Origin of the sequence: Craterilacuibacter sinensis, from assembly GCF_009831765.1 — a bacterium.
Lineage (GTDB): Bacteria > Pseudomonadota > Gammaproteobacteria > Burkholderiales > Chromobacteriaceae > Craterilacuibacter > Craterilacuibacter sinensis.
On record NZ_WSSB01000007.1, the window covers coordinates 97,883 to 117,246 of the forward strand.

12 protein-coding genes and 2 tRNA genes are annotated in these 19,364 nt (G+C 57.3%); 12 read left to right on the plus strand and 2 right to left on the minus strand.

Features of this window, described 5'->3' with window-relative positions; translation table 11 throughout:
- Window positions 1-94: 94 nt before the first annotated feature.
- From GQF02_RS09125 to GQF02_RS09180, 12 genes are all read left to right on the plus strand, one after another.
- A tRNA-Leu gene (locus tag GQF02_RS09125) sits at window positions 95-179 on the plus strand.
- Window positions 180-476: 297 nt separating this feature from the next.
- Window positions 477-1,784: a trigger factor gene (gene tig, locus GQF02_RS09130; RefSeq protein ID WP_124734542.1), complete on the plus strand. Its 1,308-nt coding sequence runs from the start codon at window positions 477-479 to the stop codon at window positions 1,782-1,784.
- A 32-nt stretch (window positions 1,785-1,816) separates the two neighbouring features.
- Window positions 1,817-2,434, plus strand: coding sequence for an ATP-dependent Clp endopeptidase proteolytic subunit ClpP (clpP, locus tag GQF02_RS09135; RefSeq protein WP_220789403.1), 618 nt, complete (start codon window positions 1,817-1,819; stop codon window positions 2,432-2,434).
- A gap of 17 nt (window positions 2,435-2,451) precedes the next feature.
- On the plus strand, window positions 2,452-3,729 hold the full coding sequence (gene clpX / locus GQF02_RS09140; RefSeq protein WP_124734541.1) for an ATP-dependent Clp protease ATP-binding subunit ClpX: 1,278 nt from the start codon (window positions 2,452-2,454) through the stop codon (window positions 3,727-3,729).
- Window positions 3,730-3,860: 131 nt separating this feature from the next.
- On the plus strand, window positions 3,861-6,275 hold the full coding sequence (gene lon, locus GQF02_RS09145) for an endopeptidase La (RefSeq protein WP_124734540.1): 2,415 nt from the start codon (window positions 3,861-3,863) through the stop codon (window positions 6,273-6,275).
- A 172-nt stretch (window positions 6,276-6,447) separates the two neighbouring features.
- Window positions 6,448-6,717, plus strand: a complete 270-nt coding sequence (locus GQF02_RS09150; protein WP_124734539.1) for an HU family DNA-binding protein — start codon at window positions 6,448-6,450, stop codon at window positions 6,715-6,717.
- 64 nt (window positions 6,718-6,781) lie between these two features.
- Window positions 6,782-6,858: transfer RNA gene (locus GQF02_RS09155), tRNA-Asp, on the plus strand.
- Between the two features lie 66 nt (window positions 6,859-6,924).
- A complete protein-coding gene (locus GQF02_RS09160) occupies window positions 6,925-8,751 on the plus strand; it encodes a SurA N-terminal domain-containing protein (RefSeq protein WP_160796533.1) in 1,827 nt (608 codons plus the stop codon).
- 225 nt (window positions 8,752-8,976) lie between these two features.
- The gene (locus tag GQF02_RS09165; RefSeq protein ID WP_160796535.1) at window positions 8,977-10,368 is read left to right on the plus strand and encodes a methyl-accepting chemotaxis protein; all 1,392 of its coding nucleotides are present in this window, start codon (window positions 8,977-8,979) and stop codon (window positions 10,366-10,368) included.
- Window positions 10,369-10,679: 311 nt separating this feature from the next.
- Complete coding sequence (locus GQF02_RS09170) at window positions 10,680-13,292, plus strand: PAS domain S-box protein (RefSeq protein ID WP_160796537.1); 2,613 nt, start codon at window positions 10,680-10,682, stop codon at window positions 13,290-13,292.
- On the plus strand, window positions 13,280-14,368 hold the full coding sequence (locus GQF02_RS09175; RefSeq protein WP_160796539.1) for an HD domain-containing phosphohydrolase: 1,089 nt from the start codon (window positions 13,280-13,282) through the stop codon (window positions 14,366-14,368). Before GQF02_RS09170 ends, GQF02_RS09175 begins: the two co-directional genes overlap by 13 nt.
- 14 nt (window positions 14,369-14,382) lie before the next feature.
- Window positions 14,383-16,032, plus strand: coding sequence for a methyl-accepting chemotaxis protein (locus GQF02_RS09180; protein WP_235930130.1), 1,650 nt, complete (start codon window positions 14,383-14,385; stop codon window positions 16,030-16,032).
- A 66-nt stretch (window positions 16,033-16,098) separates the two neighbouring features.
- Here the strand turns inward: GQF02_RS09180 and alaS are convergent, their stop codons facing one another.
- Together alaS and recX are read right to left on the minus strand one after the other, a co-directional pair.
- On the minus strand, window positions 16,099-18,729 hold the full coding sequence (alaS, locus tag GQF02_RS09185) for an alanine--tRNA ligase (RefSeq protein WP_160796541.1): 2,631 nt from the start codon (window positions 18,727-18,729) through the stop codon (window positions 16,099-16,101).
- Window positions 18,730-18,894: 165 nt separating this feature from the next.
- Window positions 18,895-19,359: a recombination regulator RecX gene (gene recX / locus GQF02_RS09190; protein ID WP_160796543.1), complete on the minus strand. Its 465-nt coding sequence runs from the start codon at window positions 19,357-19,359 to the stop codon at window positions 18,895-18,897.
- Window positions 19,360-19,364 lie beyond the last annotated feature (5 nt).

The window sequence follows — 19,364 nt, forward strand, 5'->3', positions numbered from 1 at the left end:
CCATTGTGGATGGAAATATGGTCGTATGCCTTGTCTTGCCGCTTAGTGTGCGTTATTATTGCGCTCTTGTCTTGGCAGATGACGCCATTGGCAGGCGAGGGTGGCGGAATTGGTAGACGCACTGGATTTAGGTTCCAGCGGGGCGACCTGTGAGAGTTCGAGTCTCTTCCCTCGCACCATAGATAAATTCTGCAGCCTTGTGCTGTAGGCAGTAGCCCCGCACAAACGGCAAGTACCGTTTTGCGGGGTTTTTTGTTTGTCCTTTGCGGGGTAGCAAGCGCCGCTTGCGGCTTATAGCTTCCCGATAGGGCATGATATACTGGCCAACTTTTGCGGCAGGCTGTGCAGGAAATATATTTTGCTTTTGCGGTTTTGCCGTGACCGGCGAGTGCCGGTGCATGTAAACCTGTGTGGCGGAGTCTGTTTGATTGCGCTGCCTGCTCACTCCAACCCTGTATAAAGATCAAGGATTCAACATGCAAGTTCAGCTGGAAACGTTGAGCAACCTCGAGCGTCGCATCACCATCGCGCTGCCGATGACCGAGATCGATGCCAAGGTAACAGAACGCCTCAAGCGCGCAGCCCGCAGCGCCAAGATTCAGGGCTTCCGCCCGGGCAAGGCGCCGTTCAAGATTGTTGAAGCAAACTACGGCCCGCAGATCCGCGAAGAAGTGATCGGCGAGCAGGTTCAGCAGAGCTTCTATGTTGCCGTTGCACAGGAAAAGCAGCGCATAGCCGGCTACCCGCGTTTTGAAGCGGCCCAGGAAAGCGCTGATCTGGAGAACTTCAAGTTCTCCGCCGTATTCGAAGTGTTCCCGGAAGTGGTCGTAGGCGATCTGACCTCTGCTGAAATCGAAAAGCCGGTCACCCCAGTGGGCGATGCGCAGATCGAGCAGACCATCGAGATCCTGCGTAAGCAGCGCACCCGTTTCAATTATGTTGACCGCGCAGCTGCCGAAGGCGATCGCGTGATTATCGACTTCAAAGGCTCGATCGACGGCGTATTGTTCGCTGGCGGCTCGGCTGAAAACCACGCTTTCGTTTTGGGCCAGGGCCAGATGCTGGCTGACTTCGAAGCCGGTGTCACCGGTCTGAAAGAAGGCGAAACCAAGTCGATCGAAGTGGCTTTCCCTGAGGATTACCACGGTAAAGACGTAGCCGGCAAAACCGCCGTGTTCGAAATCACCGTTAAAAACGTGTCCGAAGCGCAACTGCCGGCTATTGATGCCGACTTTGCCAAGGCGCTGGGTGTGGCCGATGGCGACGTAGAAAAAATGCGCGCCGAAATCAGCAAGAACGTAGCACGCGAAGTGAAACGTCGTCTGGCTAGCCGCACCAAGGAAAACGTGATGCAGGCGCTGCTGGACGCAACCAAGATCGACTTGCCTAAGTCGCTGGTTGAGCTGGAAGTCGGCCGTCTGATGGATCAGGCTCGCCAGGATCTGCAACAGCGTGGTATGAATATCAAGGACATGCCTTTCCCGGCTGAGCTCTTTACTGCACAGGCCGAGCGCCGTGTGGCACTGGGTCTGATCCTGTCGGCTGTTGTTGAAGCCAACAAGCTGGAAGCCAAGCCGGAACAGGTTAACGCCATGATCGCCGAGTTTGCCGATAGCTACGAGCATCCGGAAGAAGTGGCCAAGTGGTACGCGGAAAGTGCAGAGCGCATGGAAGGCCCGACCTCCATGGTTCTCGAAGACAATGTCGTAGAGTTTGTGCTTTCGCAGGCTAAAGTGGTAGAGAAAGAAGTTGCGTTTGATGCACTGATGGGCAACAACGCCTGATAATGACTGACCAGAGAGGCCGAATCATGTCGATGATGGATCCCCGGGCCTTGGGCCTGGTACCTATGGTGGTAGAGCAAAGTGGGCGTGGCGAACGCGCTTACGATATCTACTCGCGCCTGCTCAAGGAACGTATCGTGTTCCTCGTGGGCCCCGTAAACGACGAGTCGGCCAATCTGGTCGTCGCGCAGATGTTGTTCCTTGAGTCGGAAAACCCGGACAAGGATATTTACCTTTATATCAATTCGCCGGGTGGTTCGATTACGGCAGGCATGTCGATTTACGACACGATGAATTTCATCAAGCCTGATGTATCGACCCTGTGTATCGGTCAGGCAGCCAGCATGGGTGCATTCCTGCTGTCTGCCGGCACCAAGGGCAAGCGTTATGCCCTGGCTCATAGTCGGGTCATGATTCACCAGCCATTGATTGGCGGTTTGTCTGGCCAGGCAACAGATATCGAAATCCATGCGCGTGAACTTTTGAAGATCAAGGCGCTGATGAATGAATTGATGGCCTTGCATACCGGCAAGGACGTCGAGCAGGTAGAACGCGACACCGAGCGCGACAATTTCATGTCGGCCGAACAAGCGTGCGCCTACGGACTTATTGACAAGGTACTGACGTCCCGCAAGGACGTGGTGGCTTAAGCTGACGGATAGTATGCATGTCTGAAAAATCGAGCGGCGAAAAACTCTTGTACTGCTCTTTCTGCGGCAAAAGCCAGCATGAAGTGCAGCGCTTGATAGCCGGCCCCCAGGTCTATATTTGCAACGAGTGCGTGCGCTTGTGTGACGATATCATTATCGAGGAGCTCGACCAGAAATCGATCGAAGCTTCCGGCGAGAGTGAAGAGCGCAAGCTGCCTGCACCGCAGGAAATCCGCGAAGCGCTGGACCAGCATGTCATTGGCCAGGATATGGCCAAAAAATCGCTGGCGGTCGCCGTGTACAACCATTACAAGCGTCTGTACACGCCGGTGGTGAAGGATGAGGTTGAACTGTCCAAGAGTAATATTCTCTTGATCGGCCCGACCGGTTCCGGCAAGACGCTGCTGGCGCAGACGCTGGCCAAATTGCTGGATGTGCCTTTTGTGATCGCGGATGCAACCACCCTGACCGAAGCCGGTTATGTGGGGGAGGATGTAGAACACATCATCCAGAAGCTGCTGCAAAAGTGTGATTACGATGTCGAGAAGGCGCAGCGCGGTATCGTCTACATCGACGAGATCGACAAGATTTCGCGCAAGTCGGAAAACCCGTCTATTACCCGTGATGTTTCGGGTGAAGGCGTGCAGCAGGCACTGCTGAAACTGATCGAAGGTACGGTAGCTTCGATTCCGCCGCAAGGTGGCCGCAAGCATCCGAATCAGGAATTTATCCAGATCGACACCACCAACATCCTGTTTGTGTGTGGCGGGGCGTTTGATGGGCTGGAAAAGATTATCCGCCGTCGCTCGGAAAAGGGCGGAATTGGTTTCGGTGCCGAAGTATCGTCCAAAGATGAAGGCAAGAGCGTTTCCACCTTGTTCAAGGAAGTGGAGCCGGAAGATCTGATCAAGTTTGGTCTGATTCCGGAGTTGATCGGTCGTTTGCCGGTCGTGACGACGCTGGAAGAGCTGGACGAAGAAGCGCTGGTCACCATTCTGACCCAGCCGCGTAATGCGCTGAGCAAGCAGTATCAGAAACTGTTCGCCATGGAAGGCGTGGAGCTGGAATTGCGTCCGTCTGCATTGCGTGTGATCGCCAAGCAGGCGATGATACGCAAGACGGGTGCCCGCGGTTTGCGCTCCATTCTCGAACGCGCCTTGCTGGATACCATGTATGAACTGCCTTCGATGCAGAATGTGGAAAAGGTCGTGGTTGACGAGAAAGTGATAGAAAAGGGCGATAAACCCTTGTTCATCTACCGCGAGGCAGATGACGGGCTGGCCCAGTCTGCCTGAAACGGTTGAACATGACAAAACCGCCCTTCAGGGCGGTTTTTTATTTGGGGCTGACAGCCGGAGCGCTTGAAATGCGCATGTGCTCCCCCATTTCTGCTCTATTAATATCCATTTAGCCATGGTCAGGAAATATGTCCCAGAGCGCCGAACTTCACGAAGAAACCGCATTGCCGCTGTTGCCGCTGCGCGATGTGGTGGTCTTCCCCCATATGGTTATCCCGCTGTTCGTCGGTCGAGCCAAGTCTATCCGCGCACTGGAAGTCGCGATGGACGAAGGCAAGCAGATCCTGCTGGTTGCCCAGCGCTCCGCCTCCAAGGATGAGCCTGCGCCCGAAGATCTGTATGAAATTGGTACCGTTGCCTCTGTGCTGCAAATGCTCAAGCTGCCGGACGGTACGGTCAAGGTACTGGTAGAAGGGCGCCAGCGCGCCTATGTGAAGGATGTCAGGGAAGAGGAGGATTGCTTTGTTGCGACCGTCTCGCCTGTGGCTCCCGAGCCGGCGGACTCGACCGAAGTCGAGGCCATGCGCCGTGCCTTGCTCAACCAGTTTGAACAGTACGTCAAACTCAACAAGAAAATACCGCCCGAAGTCATGACTTCGCTGGCCGGCATCGAACAGGCCGGGCGCCTGGCCGATACGGTGGTGGCGCATCTGCCGCTGAAAATCGAGCAGAAGCAGGAAGTGCTGGAAATCCTCGAGGTGCAGGCACGACTCGAGCATCTGCTGTCTCAACTGGAAGGCGAAATCGATATTCTGCAAGTCGAGAAGCGCATCCGTGGTCGCGTCAAGCGCCAGATGGAAAAGAGCCAGCGCGAGTATTACCTGAACGAGCAGGTCAAGGCCATCCAGAAAGAGCTGGGCGAGCTAGAAGAAGGTGGCGAGACCGAAGAGCTGGAGAAACGCATCAAGGCCTCCGGCATGAGCAAGGAGGCACGCGAAAAGGTGACCGCCGAACTCAAGAAACTGTCGCTGATGTCGCCGATGTCGGCCGAGGCAACGGTGGTGCGTACCTATATCGACACCCTGCTTGATCTGCCGTGGAAAAAGAAAACCAAGATCAGCAAGGATATCGAACATGCCGACGATGTCCTGAACGAGGATCACTTTGGCCTGGAAAAGGTCAAGGAGCGCATTCTCGAGTATCTCTCGGTACAACAGCGTGTCGATCGCCTCAAAGCGCCTATCCTGTGCCTGGTGGGGCCGCCGGGCGTAGGCAAGACCTCGCTTGGGCAGTCGATTGCCCGTGCCACCGGGCGCAAGTTCGTGCGTATGGCTTTGGGTGGTGTGCGCGACGAGGCTGAAATCCGGGGACATCGCCGTACCTATATCGGCTCCATGCCGGGCAAGGTGCTGCAGAACATGACCAAGGTCGGCGTGAAAAACCCGCTGTTCCTGCTGGATGAGGTTGACAAGCTGGGTGCCGATTTCCGTGGCGACCCGTCGTCGGCACTGCTGGAGGTGCTGGACCCGGAGCAAAATCATGCTTTTGTCGATCACTATGCCGAGGTTGAGTACGATCTGTCGGATGTGATGTTTGTCGCGACCGCCAACTCGTTGAATATTCCGCCTGCGCTGCTGGATCGAATGGAGATTATCCGTCTGTCCGGTTACACCGAAGACGAGAAGATCAATATCGCGCTCAAGTATCTGGTGCCCAAGCAGATGAAGAACAACGGGGTGAGCGAGGACGAGGCGCTGATCCATGAAACGGCCATTCGCGATATCGTGCGCTACTACACGCGTGAAGCCGGTGTACGTAGCCTGGATCGTGAAATCGCCAAAATCTGCCGTAAGGTGGTGATGGCACAGTTGCAGAAAAAAGACAAAGCCGGCAAGGTGACGGTCGATGCCGATAACCTCGACAAGTATCTGGGTGTGCGCCGATTCGACTATGGTCTGGCCGAAGAGGAGAACCGTCTGGGACAGGTAACGGGTCTTGCCTGGACCGAAGTGGGCGGAGAATTGCTGACGATCGAGGCGGTGGCCTTGCCAGGAAAGGGCAATATCATCCGCACCGGCCAGCTGGGCGAAGTGATGCAGGAATCGATCACGGCGGCGCTGAGCGTGGTCAGAAGCCGTGCCGCATCGCTGGGCATCAAGCCGGATTTCTATGAAAAACGCGACATGCACATACATGTTCCCGAGGGTGCAACCCCAAAGGACGGGCCATCTGCGGGCATCGCCATGACCACGGCCATTGTGTCGGTGCTGACCGGAATTCCGGTGCGTGCCGATGTGGCCATGACGGGTGAAATCACCTTGCGTGGCGAAGTGTTGCCAATTGGTGGCCTCAAAGAGAAACTTTTGGCGGCGCACCGTGGCGGCATCAAGCAGGTGCTGATCCCGCATGGCAATGTGAAGGATCTCGTTGAAATTCCAGCGAATATCAAGGGCAAGCTGGAGATCCATCCGGTCAAATGGATAGATCAGGTATTGGCTTTGGCGCTGGAAAGAATGCCTGAGGCGTTGTCAGAGGATGCAACGTCTGCCAATATGTCGCAATCAGCGGACGTCGTGCAGAATCAGTCCGTCGTGACGCACTGATTCAAGGCGTCGGGAAGAGTTTAAAAGCGCATGAAATACCTCGTGTCAGACCGCTTTTTTACCGGGGGCTACCCTCGGGAGGCCGCTTGACACAAGGATTTCAGCCTTGCTATAAATCAGGCGGTTTTGCCGCATACTACGTATTCCGAAGAATGATGAAAGGGGACTTAACGTGAACAAGTCTGAACTGATCGATGCCATCGCAGCCCATGCCGACATTTCCAAGGCAGCTGCTGCCAAAGCGCTTGATGGCGTAATTGTTGCTGTAACCGATACCCTGAAAAACGGCGATGATGTCACGCTGGTCGGTTTTGGTACTTTCTACGTAGGCGAACGTGCCGAGCGTAGCGGCCGCAATCCTAAGACTGGTGAAACCATCACCATTCCTGCCGCCCGTACCCCGAAGTTCCGTGCCGGCAAGGCACTCAAGGATGCACTGTAAACAGTTGCATGCCTGCCTGTAACGGGCAGGCCGGACAGAGAGCTTGCTCTTCTGTCATGTTAACGGAGTGGTAGTTCAGTTGGTCAGAATACCGGCCTGTCACGCCGGGGGTCGCGGGTTCGAGCCCCGTCCACTCCGCCAGACACGCAAGGTGAACGGGCAACCGTTCACCTTTTTCTATTTGTGGTCGTTGACTCCAGTAAAGCCATGTTTGATTTCGTTCATAACAACAAATTTGCCATCAAGATCATTCTTGGTGCAGTAGCCCTGACCTTTGTCGGTTTCGGGGTAGGCAGCTATTCGTCAGTGGTGGATGATCCTTATCTGGCCAAAGTCGGCGGCCAGAAGATCGTCAAGGCCGATCTTGACCGCGCACTTGAGGGGCAGCCTGCCAATGCAGCGACCCGCCAGGCGGCGCTGGAAAACCTGATCCGGCAGAATCTGGTACTGGCGGATGCCGAGGCGTCCAGCCTGTCTGTGGGCAGCACCGAGCTGCGCCGGGTGATCGCCTCGATACCGGCCTTCCAGCAAGACGGAAAATTCAGTCCCGAGCGCTACAAGGAGTTTCTGGCCAGCCGTTACATGACGCCGGATGCGTTCGAAGCGCGCGTGCTGCAGGACATTACCCTGCAAAGCCAGTTGTTGCCTTATACCGGCAGCCATTTCGTATCACGTGCCGTTGCGGCGCGCATGGCTGCATTATTGGGTGAAACGCGCGATGTGCAGGCGATGGTGCTGCGCCCGCAGGCATTCGAAGCGGATATCAAGCTGGACGAGGCTGCGCTCAAGGCTTACTACGACGCCAATAAGGCGCGTTTCCGTACGCCGGATGCGGTGAAGCTTGATTATGTCGTACTGTCGCAGGCGCAACTGGCGGCCAAGGTCGACGTGAGCGATGCCGAGGCCCGCAAGTATTACGAGACGCACGCCGCCGAGTTTGCCAGCGAAGAGCGCCGTGTTTCGCATATCCTGCTGACGGTCGATCAAGCCGCCAAGCCGGAAGTCAAAGCCAAGGTCAAGGCCGAGGCGGAGGCGCTGCTCAAGGAAGTGCGCGCAAATCCGGCTCGCTTTGCCGAGCTGGCCAAGACCCGCTCGCAGGATCCTGGCTCGGCAGCCAATGGCGGGGATCTGGGTTTCTTCGGTCGCGGTGCCATGGTCAAGCCGTTTGAAGACGTTGCTTTCAGTCTGAAAAAAGACCAGATCAGCGAAGTAGTCAGCACCGATTTCGGTTATCACATTCTCAAGCTGGACGAGATCAAGACGACCGATTTTGATGCCGTCAAAGCGCAAATCATCGAGCAGATGAAGCGCCAGAAGGCGACCGCCGAATACCGTGCAGCCGCCGAGAAGCTGGCCGATCTGGCTTACCAGCATGGCGATTCGCTCAAGGCGATTACGGATGCGCTGGGTCTGCCGGTTGAAAAGAGCGCGCTTGTGGTGCGTGGCAAGCCGGGCGAGGGCATTGCCGGCAATTCCAAGTTGCTGGAAGCCGTGTTTTCTGATGATGTGCTGAAAAAGAAGCACAACAGCGAACCGGTCGAGGTGGGTAACAATACGCTGGTCGTGGCACGCGTGGCCGAGTATCAGCCTGCTCACCAACAGACGCTGGCCGAAGTGACGCCGCTGATTCGTAGAGAACTGTTGCAGAAGGAGGGGGCCAAGCAGGCTGAGGAGAAGGGCAAGGCTTTGCTGACCGAACTCAAAGCTGGTAAGGCCGCTTCGCTAACAGGCTGGGGCGAGATGGTGCCGGTGTCGCGCCGTGCGCCACAGGGACTGCCGCTGGCTGATTTGCGTGCTTTGTTTGCCGTGTCTGCCAAGGTGCTGCCGGCCTACGCTGGTATCAAACATGACAATGGCGACTATGTGATCTACCGCATCGATAAGCTGGTGCCGGCTAAAAATGATAACCCGGCGGAACTGGCCCAGCTTTCGGCTGTGATTGGCGAGATGTCATCCAATGCGCTGGTCAGTGCGTATCTGGAGAGCTTGCGTCAGAAGTATCCGGTGACGCTGAGTCAGCAGCCTGCCGAGTAAATTTTGAGTTTGAACGCAAAAACGGGCGCTTGATGGCGCCCGTTTTTGCGTTGTCAATTTGCCTTGGCTGTTTGTTAGTAGCCCGAGATTGAAGGCTATTTGTTTGTAATCAAATAGCTTAAGAATAAATTATCGTAATATAAAATAATGGTATTGTTATTTGTTATTCATGCTGGCTGTGCCTTGTAGCCTTATTTTGGCAGCGATTGCCTATTGGAGTGTTCAATGTTTGTTTCTATCCGAAGCTTGAAGCAATTCCTGCGGCCATTAAGCACAGCAACGCAGCGTGGAGTCGATCTGACCTTGGTATTGCCGGAAGGGCGCTCTGCACTCTCTGATATGGCTGGCCTGATTAACCGCCTGTTTCGCCATCTTCATCAGGCAATAGGCAAAATTGCCGGCCATGCCATCAATTTGTCGCAATTGGCGACGCCCTTGTCGGAAATGGCCGGCAAGCTCGAAGCACGCGCCCAGGCCCAGCAGCAGTACGCCGAACAAATAGGCCGTGCCAGTCAGGAGTTGTCTGTCACCGTGCAATCGATTGCCAATAGCGCGGCCGAGGCATCGTCTTTTTCCGGTGAGGTCGCGCAGGCGGTGAGTAATGCCAACGCCAGCGATCAGCAAAACCGCCGGCAAATCGAGGCCATAGGCAGTAGCACCGAGACACTGGCCCGGCAGATGGACTTGTTGAAAACCAGTTCTGACTCGATCGGTGAAGTCGTCGAGCTGATCAAGAGTATTGCCGACCGTACCCGTTTACTGTCGCTTAATGCGGCGATCGAGGCGGCGCGTGCTGGTGAAGAGGGGCGCGGCTTTGCTGTGGTTGCCGATGAGGTGCGCAAACTGGCTGACCAGACTACACAGGCCACGCAGAGTGTGGAAACGCTCTTGGCCAATATCCAGCAGCAGGTGGCGACCTCGGGCGTGACCATGCAGCAGATGGCCAGTCTGGTGCAGCAGGGTATTGTGGTGTCGGGGGAAGCCGGCGAATCGATCAAGGCTGCTTCGCGCGATATTACGGTCCTGATTGAGCATGTGCATGTGATCGCCGACGCCAGCGGTGCGCAAAGTGCCAAAGTAGCCGCCATTGCCAGCCAGATAGACGGCGTCGTGGAGGGGGCAAGACAACAGTTGGACGACGCCCATGCCTTGGCGCAAAGCGCTGTCAAGGTGCGTGAAGATAGCGATGCCTTGTTGGGCGAGGTCGGAAAATTCCGTCTGGAGGGCCACCAGCAAAGCCGAGACCGGATCGCGCAGGCACTGCAAAGCTGGCAGTTGGAGCAGCTGGATGGAGAGGATCTGGATCGCAAGCTGGTGGCTTTGTGCCGGCAGGAACCCTCCCTAGAAATGGCGTGTGTGACCGATGCCCGGGGGCGTCAGGTCTCTGCCGATGTGGCGCCCGGCCATTTCGATTTGTCTGGCCGTAACAACGACTGGCATGACCGGCGCTGGTTTCAGGATGCAGTCAGGGCGCGGGCCTTGGTGGTGTCTGACCTGTACCGTTCGGTTGATACCGACCAGTATTGCTTTACCCTCTCTGCACCTTTGTTTAATGCAGCCGGGCAGTTATTAGGTGTCTTCGAGGGGGATGTGCGTTTTAACCATATTGTTGCTTAAACGTTGAGAGGCTAGCGTGGGGAGCTTGCTTGTCGGCAGGCTCTGCGCGCTAGCCTGCGCTGTGTTTGATTCCCACCTGGGGTATTCATGCCCCAGCAAAAACGCCCTGTCCATTCTGTTCCTATTCATTTGCATCTTGCACTACTGCGAGTAAGGCGCTGTATGCGGCCATAAACGCTGTGGCATGTGTTGGCGTGCTGCAATCAATAACCTTGTAACTGTTATGGATAAAATGATGTAAAATATTACTTATAATAAATATTACTGAGTCAGCCGGAATGGGGTGGCTCATTTATTAGTGGTTGATCTTCATGTATTTATCGGATGGTCGTGATTTGTCTGCAGATGCTGCATCGCAGCATCTGCTTGCCTTTGCTGCACGCCTGCTTTGCGGCACAGTTTCCATTTTGCCCATCGTGGATGGGGAGGGCGGGCAGATTGCTGCTGAGCGTTTACCGCTTTGTCTGGATGGGGTGGCGGTCGCCAGTTTGTCTTGCGTGCGGATGGCAGAGCATGAACCGGATGAGCACTGGAAACAGGACTTTGCAGCTCTTGCCCGGCTGTGTGAAGAGCAGCTGCAACAGCAGCAACGCTTCCTTCAGGCACGGCAGCAGCATCAGGCGGTGCTGGACAATGCCGCCGACGCGATTGTCGTGATCGATCAGTCTGGGATTATCCAGTCAGCCAATCACGCTTGTGAGCGCCTGTTCGGCTATGCCTTGAGCGAACTGCTGGGCAGTAATGTGAATATGCTGATGGGGGGCGCGGAGCGCGCGGCACATGACGGCTATCTGGCCCGTTATCTGCTGACCGGCCACGCCAGCATTATCGGCATCGGGCGTGAGGTCAGGGTCAGGCACAAGCATGGCCACACGTTGCCGGCACGGCTATCTATTGGAGAGTCGGTGATAGGCGGACAGCGCTTGTTTACCGGCATTTTGCATGATTTGACCGCCCGCAAGGCGGTTCAGCTGGAGCTGGAAAACCAGCGTCTGAAACTGGATACCCTGCTTAATGCATCGCCCAACCCGATTGTGGGCAAGGATCTGAACGGCCGTTACACCTTTGCCAATGCGGCGGCATCCGCGTTGCTGGGTATTGAACACCAGTCTGTCCAGGGTAAGACCGATCACGAGTTGTTCCCGCCCGAGCTTGCCGACAGGATTGTGGCGCTGGACAGGCAGGTTATGGGCAGCGGTGAGCCTTGTGCCGAATTAGTACATTATTATCGCGATGCCGAAGCCGGTCAGCCTGCGCGTGAACTGTGGATCAATATGAGCAAGGCACCATGGCGGAATGTCCATGGTCAGATTACCGGTCTGGTTGCCGTAGGCCACGATGTCAGCGAACAACAGCGCAGCGAACAAAAAGCGCAGGCGGCCAGGCAGCAATTACTGACCGCGATCGAGAATATTCCCGACGGATTTGCGCTGTATGGCGAGGATGATTGTCTGCTGCTGTGCAACCGGCGCTATCAGGCGCTGTATCCACTGATTGCCGACCGGATGCAGGCGGGAACCCCTTTTGCCGACATCTTGCGGGCCGGTGTGGCACGCGGGCAATTCAGCGACGCCATCGGCAATGAAGAGGAATGGATCGCGTGGCGTCTGGCACAAAGCCGGCAGCAGCAGAGCAGCTTTATCTATCCGCTGGACGGCGGCCGCTGGCTGAAGGTTGCCAATTGCCGGGTAAGCGGTCTTGGCTGGCTGAGTGTCCAGACCGATATTACCGAGCTTAAAGCGGCACAAGAAGCGGCCTTGAGTGCCAGTCGTGCCAAGGACGAGTTTTTGTCCAGCATGAGTCACGAGCTAAGAACACCGATGAATGCCATTCTCGGTTTTGCCCAGTTAATGGAAAACAGCCAGCGCGACCCGCTCACCGACAAACAGAAAAAACAGGTCGGGCATATCCGTCAGGCGGGCAGCCACTTGTTGGGCTTGATCAATGAGGTACTGGATCTGGCCAGTATCGAGTCCGGCAAGCTGACGCTGTCGTCGGAAAACGTACAGGTCAATGAGCTGGCCGAGGAGACGCTGGCGCTGGCGTCATCGCTGATCGGCAACCGGAATATCATTTTGCAGCAGCAAGGCAGCGAACGCCTGATGGTGCGGGCCGACCGCATGCGCCTGCGTCAGGTGCTGCTGAATCTGCTTGGCAATGCCATCAAGTATCACCATGCATCCGGCGGCCATATTGCCGTACGCATCGGCCTGTCTCCCGCCTCGGTGCAGATGGTGCGCATTGTCGTCGAGGACGATGGCCCCGGTATCGCCGGCGACAAATTGCATTTGCTGTTTCAGCCTTTTCAGCGGCTGGGGCAGGAGCAGGGGCAGATTGAAGGTACCGGTGTCGGCCTGGCCATCTGCAAACGCCTGCTGGAACATATGCAAGGCAGTATTGGTGTCGACACTGTGGAGACAGGAGGAACCCGCTTCTGGTTGGACCTGCCTGGTGTTGACCCGGTCGATGTCGCAGCGGGCAAGGCGAGTGAAAGCAAGGGGGCCTTGCCGGCGGTGCAAATTGGGCAAAAGACGGTGCTGTATATCGAGGACAACCCGCAAAATTGCCAGTTGATGCAGGACATCATGGAGGAATACCCGGCATGGCGGCTTGTTCTTGCTTCGGATGCCCAGAGTGGTCTTGCGCTGGCCATATGCGGGCAACCGGATTTGATCCTGATGGATATCAATCTGCCTGGCATGGATGGTTTTGCCGCGCGCCAGGCACTGCTGCAGCATGAGGAAACCCGTACGATCCCTGTCGTCGCGCTGAGTGCCAATGCCATGGAACATAGCGTGCGCCGGGCGCATAAGGCCGGTTTTGCCGATTATCTGACCAAGCCGGTCGATCTTGCCGCCCTGAATAAGGTGCTGCAGTGCTGGCTGAATCCACTGACCGAGACACCTGCTTCATGGACAGTTTGACCCGATTGCATATTCTGCTGGTGGACGACAAACCCACCAATCTGGCCGTACTGGAAGACTTGCTCGATGACGCAGGCTACAAGGCGGTGCATTCTATCGGCGATCCCCGGCAGGTGATGCCGTATCTGGCGAGCCATTCGGTTGATCTGGTATTGCTGGATATCCGCATGCCGTACCTGAGCGGGCTTGATCTTCTGCAACAGATGCAGGCTTATTTCAGCCATGAGCCACAGGCCATGCCGCCGGTCATGGTGCTGACGGCGGAGAGCGATGAGTTGACCCGCGAACAGGCGTTGCGTCTGGGGGCGCGTGACTTTCTGGGTAAACCATTTCTGCATTGGGAAGTTTTGCTGCGGGTAGAGAACCTACTCCGTGTCCGGCAGTATTACCGGAGTACCCGCGCACGCGCAGCCGAACTTGAGCATGCGCTGTCCCGGCGCGAACGCGAGCTGCAACAGGCCCAGCTGGAAATCGTGCGCCGTCTGGCGCAGGCCGCCGAGTTTCGCGACAACGAAACCGGCATGCATGTAGAGCGTATGAGCCGCATGGCACAGTTGCTGGCGCGTCTGGCCGGCTGCGATGACGATTTTTGCGCCATGCTGCTGCATGCCAGCTCCTTGCATGATCTGGGCAAGATCGGCATTCCCGATGCCATCCTGCTCAAGCCGGGACGGCTGGAGGACGACGAGATGCGCATCATGCGCGAGCATGCCCGTATCGGTCAGCGCATCCTGTCCAATCATCCATCTGCCTTGATGCAGATGGCCGCGATCATTGCCGCCACCCACCATGAGAAGTGGGACGGTAGTGGTTACCCTGAGAGTCTGGCGGGGGAGACTATTCCGCTAAGCGGCCGGATCTGTGCATTGGTCGATGTATTCGATGCCCTGTGTTCCGAACGCCCCTACAAGAAGGCGTGGAGCGAGAGCGATGCGGCGGCGCTGATCGCCCGGGAGGCCGGCCGTCATTTCGACCCTGCGCTGGTCGCACTTTTCCTGCAGCACCTGCCTGAATTCCAGGCTATTCGTCTGGCCAACCCGGATCTGATCGCGGCCGGCGAACTTCAATATGTATAAGCAAAGAGAAACTGATGATGAGTAGCCTCCATGTGGCGCGCCGTGGCATAAGCATGCGCAGCAAACTGTATCTGCTGGTCGCGCTGGCGGTCAGCGGATTGATTGTCCTGGGCATGACTGCGCTGTATATGCAGCGCCAGGCCTTGCTGGGCGATCGTATCGACAAGGTCAAAGGTTTGGTCGAGAGTACGGTCAGCATGGTTGGTTTTTATGAGGACGAGGCCCGTCAGGGACGGCTTGCCACCGAACAGGCACAGCGTCTGGCTTTGGCCGCCATCAGCCGGCAGCGCTTTGATGGCGAAGAATATTTCTTTGTGCTCGACCGGGAGCTGAGCTGGATTGCCCACGGTGTTAACCCAAAATTGGTCGGGCAATCCATCAGGGGTAAAACGGATGCCAATGGTGCGGATCTTGGTGCGCTGTTTGGTACGTCGATCCAGCGCGGTGGCGGTGTGGTCGAATATGTATGGGCCAAGCCCGGTGCGGCTGCGCCCGTCGGCAAGATCTCCTATGTCGCAAGCAGCAAGGACTGGGGCTGGAGTGTAGGAACCGGCATCTATATCGATGATATCGACGCGTTTTTCTGGCGCCAGGCCATCATGCTGCTGGGCGTGGGCACACTGGTGATGCTGGCCTTGCTGGCGGCCAGCACGCTGATTATCCGCGGCCTGCTTAAGGGGCTGGGCGGCGATCCGGCCTACGCCATCGAGGTGGTCAGGGTTATTGCGTCGGGTCACCTGGGCGAGCATATCAAGGTTAAGCAAGGGGACAGCACCAGCCTGATTGCCGCTATCGGGCAGATGCAGGACCAGCTCAAGGACTTGATCGGCAATATCATCGATTCGGCCGACAAGCTGGGGAATATGGCGGAGGGCATCGAGCGCCATGCTGAAATCAATGCCGGCAACTCCGAGCAACAAAGTCAGGCTGCCGCTTCGATGGCGGCAGCAATCGAGGAGCTGACCACCAGTATCCACCATATTGCTGACCATGCGGGCATGGCGCGAGAACAATCGCAGGCCTCCGGCGAAATTTCGCGTGAAAGTGGCGAGGTAATTACCCGTGCTGTCAGTGAAATTGAGGGAATCAGTCGCGAAGTCGGTACGGCCAGCGTGTCTATTGCCGAGCTGACGGACAAGACAGCATCCATACGCAGCATTATGGAGGTCATTAGTGATGTGGCCGACCAGACCAATTTGCTGGCGCTGAATGCGGCTATTGAGGCTGCGCGTGCCGGCGAGCAAGGGCGCGGTTTTGCTGTGGTGGCCGATGAGGTCAGGAAGCTCGCCGAGCGCACCACCCAGTCTACCCAGCAGATTGCCGCGATGATCGCGGCCATTCAGGGCGTGTCGGATGCCTCGATTCATACCATAGGCGATGCCGTCAAACGGGCGGAAAATGGCGTGGCGCTGGCGGAGCAGGGCGGGCAGGCCATCGTGCGCATTCAGCAAAGCGCCAGCAGTATTGTGGCCGTGGTCAGTGATATCTCGCATTCTCTGACTGAGCAAAGTCAGGCCAGCAGCGAGATTGCCCGCCATGTGGAGCAGATTTCACAGGGTGCAGCCAGCAATGCCGTCGTGGCACATGAAACGTCCAAAGCGACGGTTGCCTTGCATCAGCTCACGCATGAGTTGCGCAAAACGGTGGCTTCGTTCCGCGTGTAGTATTTGCACAGAAGAGGACGCAAAAAAGCGGCGGGTTGTGCCCGCCGCTTTTATCTTGCCTTGCGTTTACAGCTTGCCGGCAACAAAGCCTTCGACGCTGGCTACAGCCTGTGCCAGGTTCTCGACCTGGGTGCCACCCGCCTGAGCAAAGTCCGGACGGCCGCCACCTTTGCCGCCAACTTGCTGGGCGACAAAGTTAACCAGTTCGCCTGCCTTGAGCTTGCCGGTCAGATCCGCCGTCACCGCAGCGACCAGCGATACCTTGCCCTCGCTAGTGGTGGCCAGCAGGATGATGCCCGAGCCCAGCTTGTCCTTGAGCTTTTCGGCGGTTTCCTTCAGACCGGCATTGTCGACGCCTTCCAGAGTCGTGGCGATCAGTTTCACGCCGGCGACGGTTTGGGCATTGTCGGCCAGTTCGGCGCTGGCGGCAGCGGCGAGCTTGACCTTGAGCTTTGCCATCTCCTTTTCCAGCGCCTTAAGATCGGACTGCAGAGCGCTGATTTTGGTCACGACTTCGGCCGTGCCTTGTGCCTTGAGCGCGACGGCTGCCTGCTTGAGCAGGGCATCCTGTTCCTGCGCCCAGAGGATGGCGCCTTCGCCAGTGACCGCTTCGATACGGCGCACGCCGGCTGCGATGCCGCCTTCGGACACGATCTTGAAGAAGCCGATATCACCGGTGCGGTTCACATGGGTGCCGCCGCACAGTTCCATCGAGTGCTCGCCCATCTTCAGTACGCGCACTTCGTCGCCGTACTTCTCGCCGAACAGGCCGGTGGCACCGGCTTTCATTGCGTCATCGTAAGGCATCACCGTCGCCGAAACCTCGGCGTTATGCGCCACCATGCGGTTGACGATGCGCTCGATCTCGGCGATCTGCTCGCTGCTGACGGCTTCGCCATGCGAGAAGTCGAAGCGAGTACGCTCGGAGGTGACCAGAGAGCCTTTCTGTGCCACATGGTTGCCCAGTACATGGTGCAAGGCGCTATGCAGCAAGTGGGTGGCAGAGTGGTTGCGTGCCGTTGCCAGGCGGGTGTGCAGGTCGATGGTGGCGGTCACGCTGTCACCCAGCTTGAGTTCGCCGCGTGCCAGTACGCCTTTGTGTCCGAAGACGGCCGACTGGATTTTCTGGGTGTCGGTCACATCGAACAGGGCATTGATACCACCGGTCACCGAGATCGTGCCGCTGTCGCCGATCTGGCCACCGCCTTCGGCGTAGAACGGGGTGTTGTCCAGAACGACAATGCCTTCGTCGCCGGCATTCAGATACTCGACCGGCTGGTTGTCCTTGTAAAGGGCCAGTACGCGGGCGTCGGTGCTGTGCTGGCTGTAGCCTTCAAAGCAGGTGTCGGCACCGCTGTAGTCAACATTGCCGGTCATCTTGAAGCTGGAGGCAGCGCGGGCGCGTTCGCGCTGGGCGTTCATTTCCACTTCGAAACCGGCCAGATCGACTTCGATGCCGCGTTCGCGGCCGATGTCGGCGGTCAGGTCAACCGGGAAGCCGTAGGTGTCATACAGCTTGAATACGGTGGCGCCATCCAGCGCCTTGCCGTCTTTCAGTGCCGACTCCAGCAGGCCCATGCCCTTGTCCAGCGTCTCGGCAAACTTGATTTCTTCTTGCTTGAGCGCGTCTTCCACTTCGGCCTGCTTCATGCGCAGTTCCGGATAGGCATCGCCCATCTCGGCGGCCAGATCGGCAACCAGCTTGTGGAAGAACAGGCCCTTCTGGCCCAGCTTGTAACCGTGGCGGATGGCGCGGCGGATAATGCGGCGCAATACATAGCCGCGGCCATCGTTGGACGGGATCACGCCGTCGGCGATCAGGAAAGAGCAGGCACGGATATGGTCGGCAATCACCTTGAGCGAAGGCTCGTCCATGCTGAAAGCGATGCCGGTTTCGCGCGCGGCGGCCTTAAGCAGTGCCTGGAACAGGTCGATTTCGTAGTTGGCGTGTACGCCCTGCATGACGGCCGAGATGCGCTCCAGACCCATGCCGGTGTCGACCGATGGCTTGGGCAATGGATGCAGCGTGCCCGACTCGTCACGGTTGAACTGCATGAACACGTTGTTCCAGATCTCGATGAAACGGTCGCCGTCTTCTTCCGGGCTTCCCGGAGGGCCGCCCCAGATGTGGTCGCCGTGGTCGTAGAAAATTTCGGTGCACGGGCCGCACGGGCCGGTATCGCCCATGGTCCAGAAGTTGTCGGAGGCGTAGGCGGCACCCTTGTTGTCGCCGATGCGCACGATCTTGTCGGCCGGGATGCCGATTTCCTTGTTCCAGATCTCGAACGCTTCATCATCCGTCGCATAGACGGTGACCATCAGCTTTTCCTTGGGCAGGGCCAGCCAGTCTTTGCCGGTCAAAAACTCCCACGCGTAGTGGATGGCATCGCGCTTGAAGTAGTCGCCGAAGCTGAAGTTGCCCAGCATCTCGAAGAAGGTATGGTGGCGGGCGGTGTAACCGACGTTTTCCAGGTCGTTATGCTTGCCGCCGGCGCGTACGCATTTCTGGCTGGTGGTGGCGCGGCTGTATGGGCGCTTGTCAAAACCGAGGAACACGTCCTTGAACTGGTTCATGCCGGCATTGGTGAACAGCAGGGTTGGGTCTTCCCACGGCACCAGCGAGCTGGAGCTCACGATCTGGTGGCCTTTGGAGGCGAAGAAGTCGAGGTACTTCTGGCGGATTTCCGAAGTTTTCATTTTTGGATAGTGTCGCAATGCAAAATTGAGAGCCCCAGTATGCCGGGGTGCAGAGTAAGCTGGGCTTGATTTTGGCAAGGCTGATGCGGCGGTGCAAGCCTTGCGCGGCGCTGGAGCGTGATTTTTGCGGTAAACAGAGGAAAATAGGCGGTGAAACTGCGACCGTCAGTCATCCCTGTCGTCGTCGCCGGCAAAATCATCCAGCGCGCAACCGGATAAAACCTTACTGATCACGTCCATGGGGAAGCCGCGCGCAGCCAGAAAACGCATCTGTTTGGCTTTTTCCTGCTGGGTTTGCGGCAAGCTGCCGAATTTGCGCTGCCAGACATCGCTGGCCACGGCCAGGTCATCATGGTTTTCGATGGCGCAGGCGATAGTGTCCTTGTCCACGCCTTTTTCCCGCAAGGCCTGGGTCAGGCGACGGCTACCCCAGCGCCGGCCCTTGACTTCGGCAAACTGGCCGGCGAAGCGCTCGTCTGACTGCCAGTGGCGTTCGGCCAGTTCGGTCAGTACCGCTTCTATCTCTTCCGGATTTTCGGCATGGGGTTTGAGGCGTTGCTGCAATTCGCGCCGCGAATATTCGCGGCGCGACAAAAGCTCGACAGCTCGCGCTTTCAGGCTTTTTTCCATGAGCT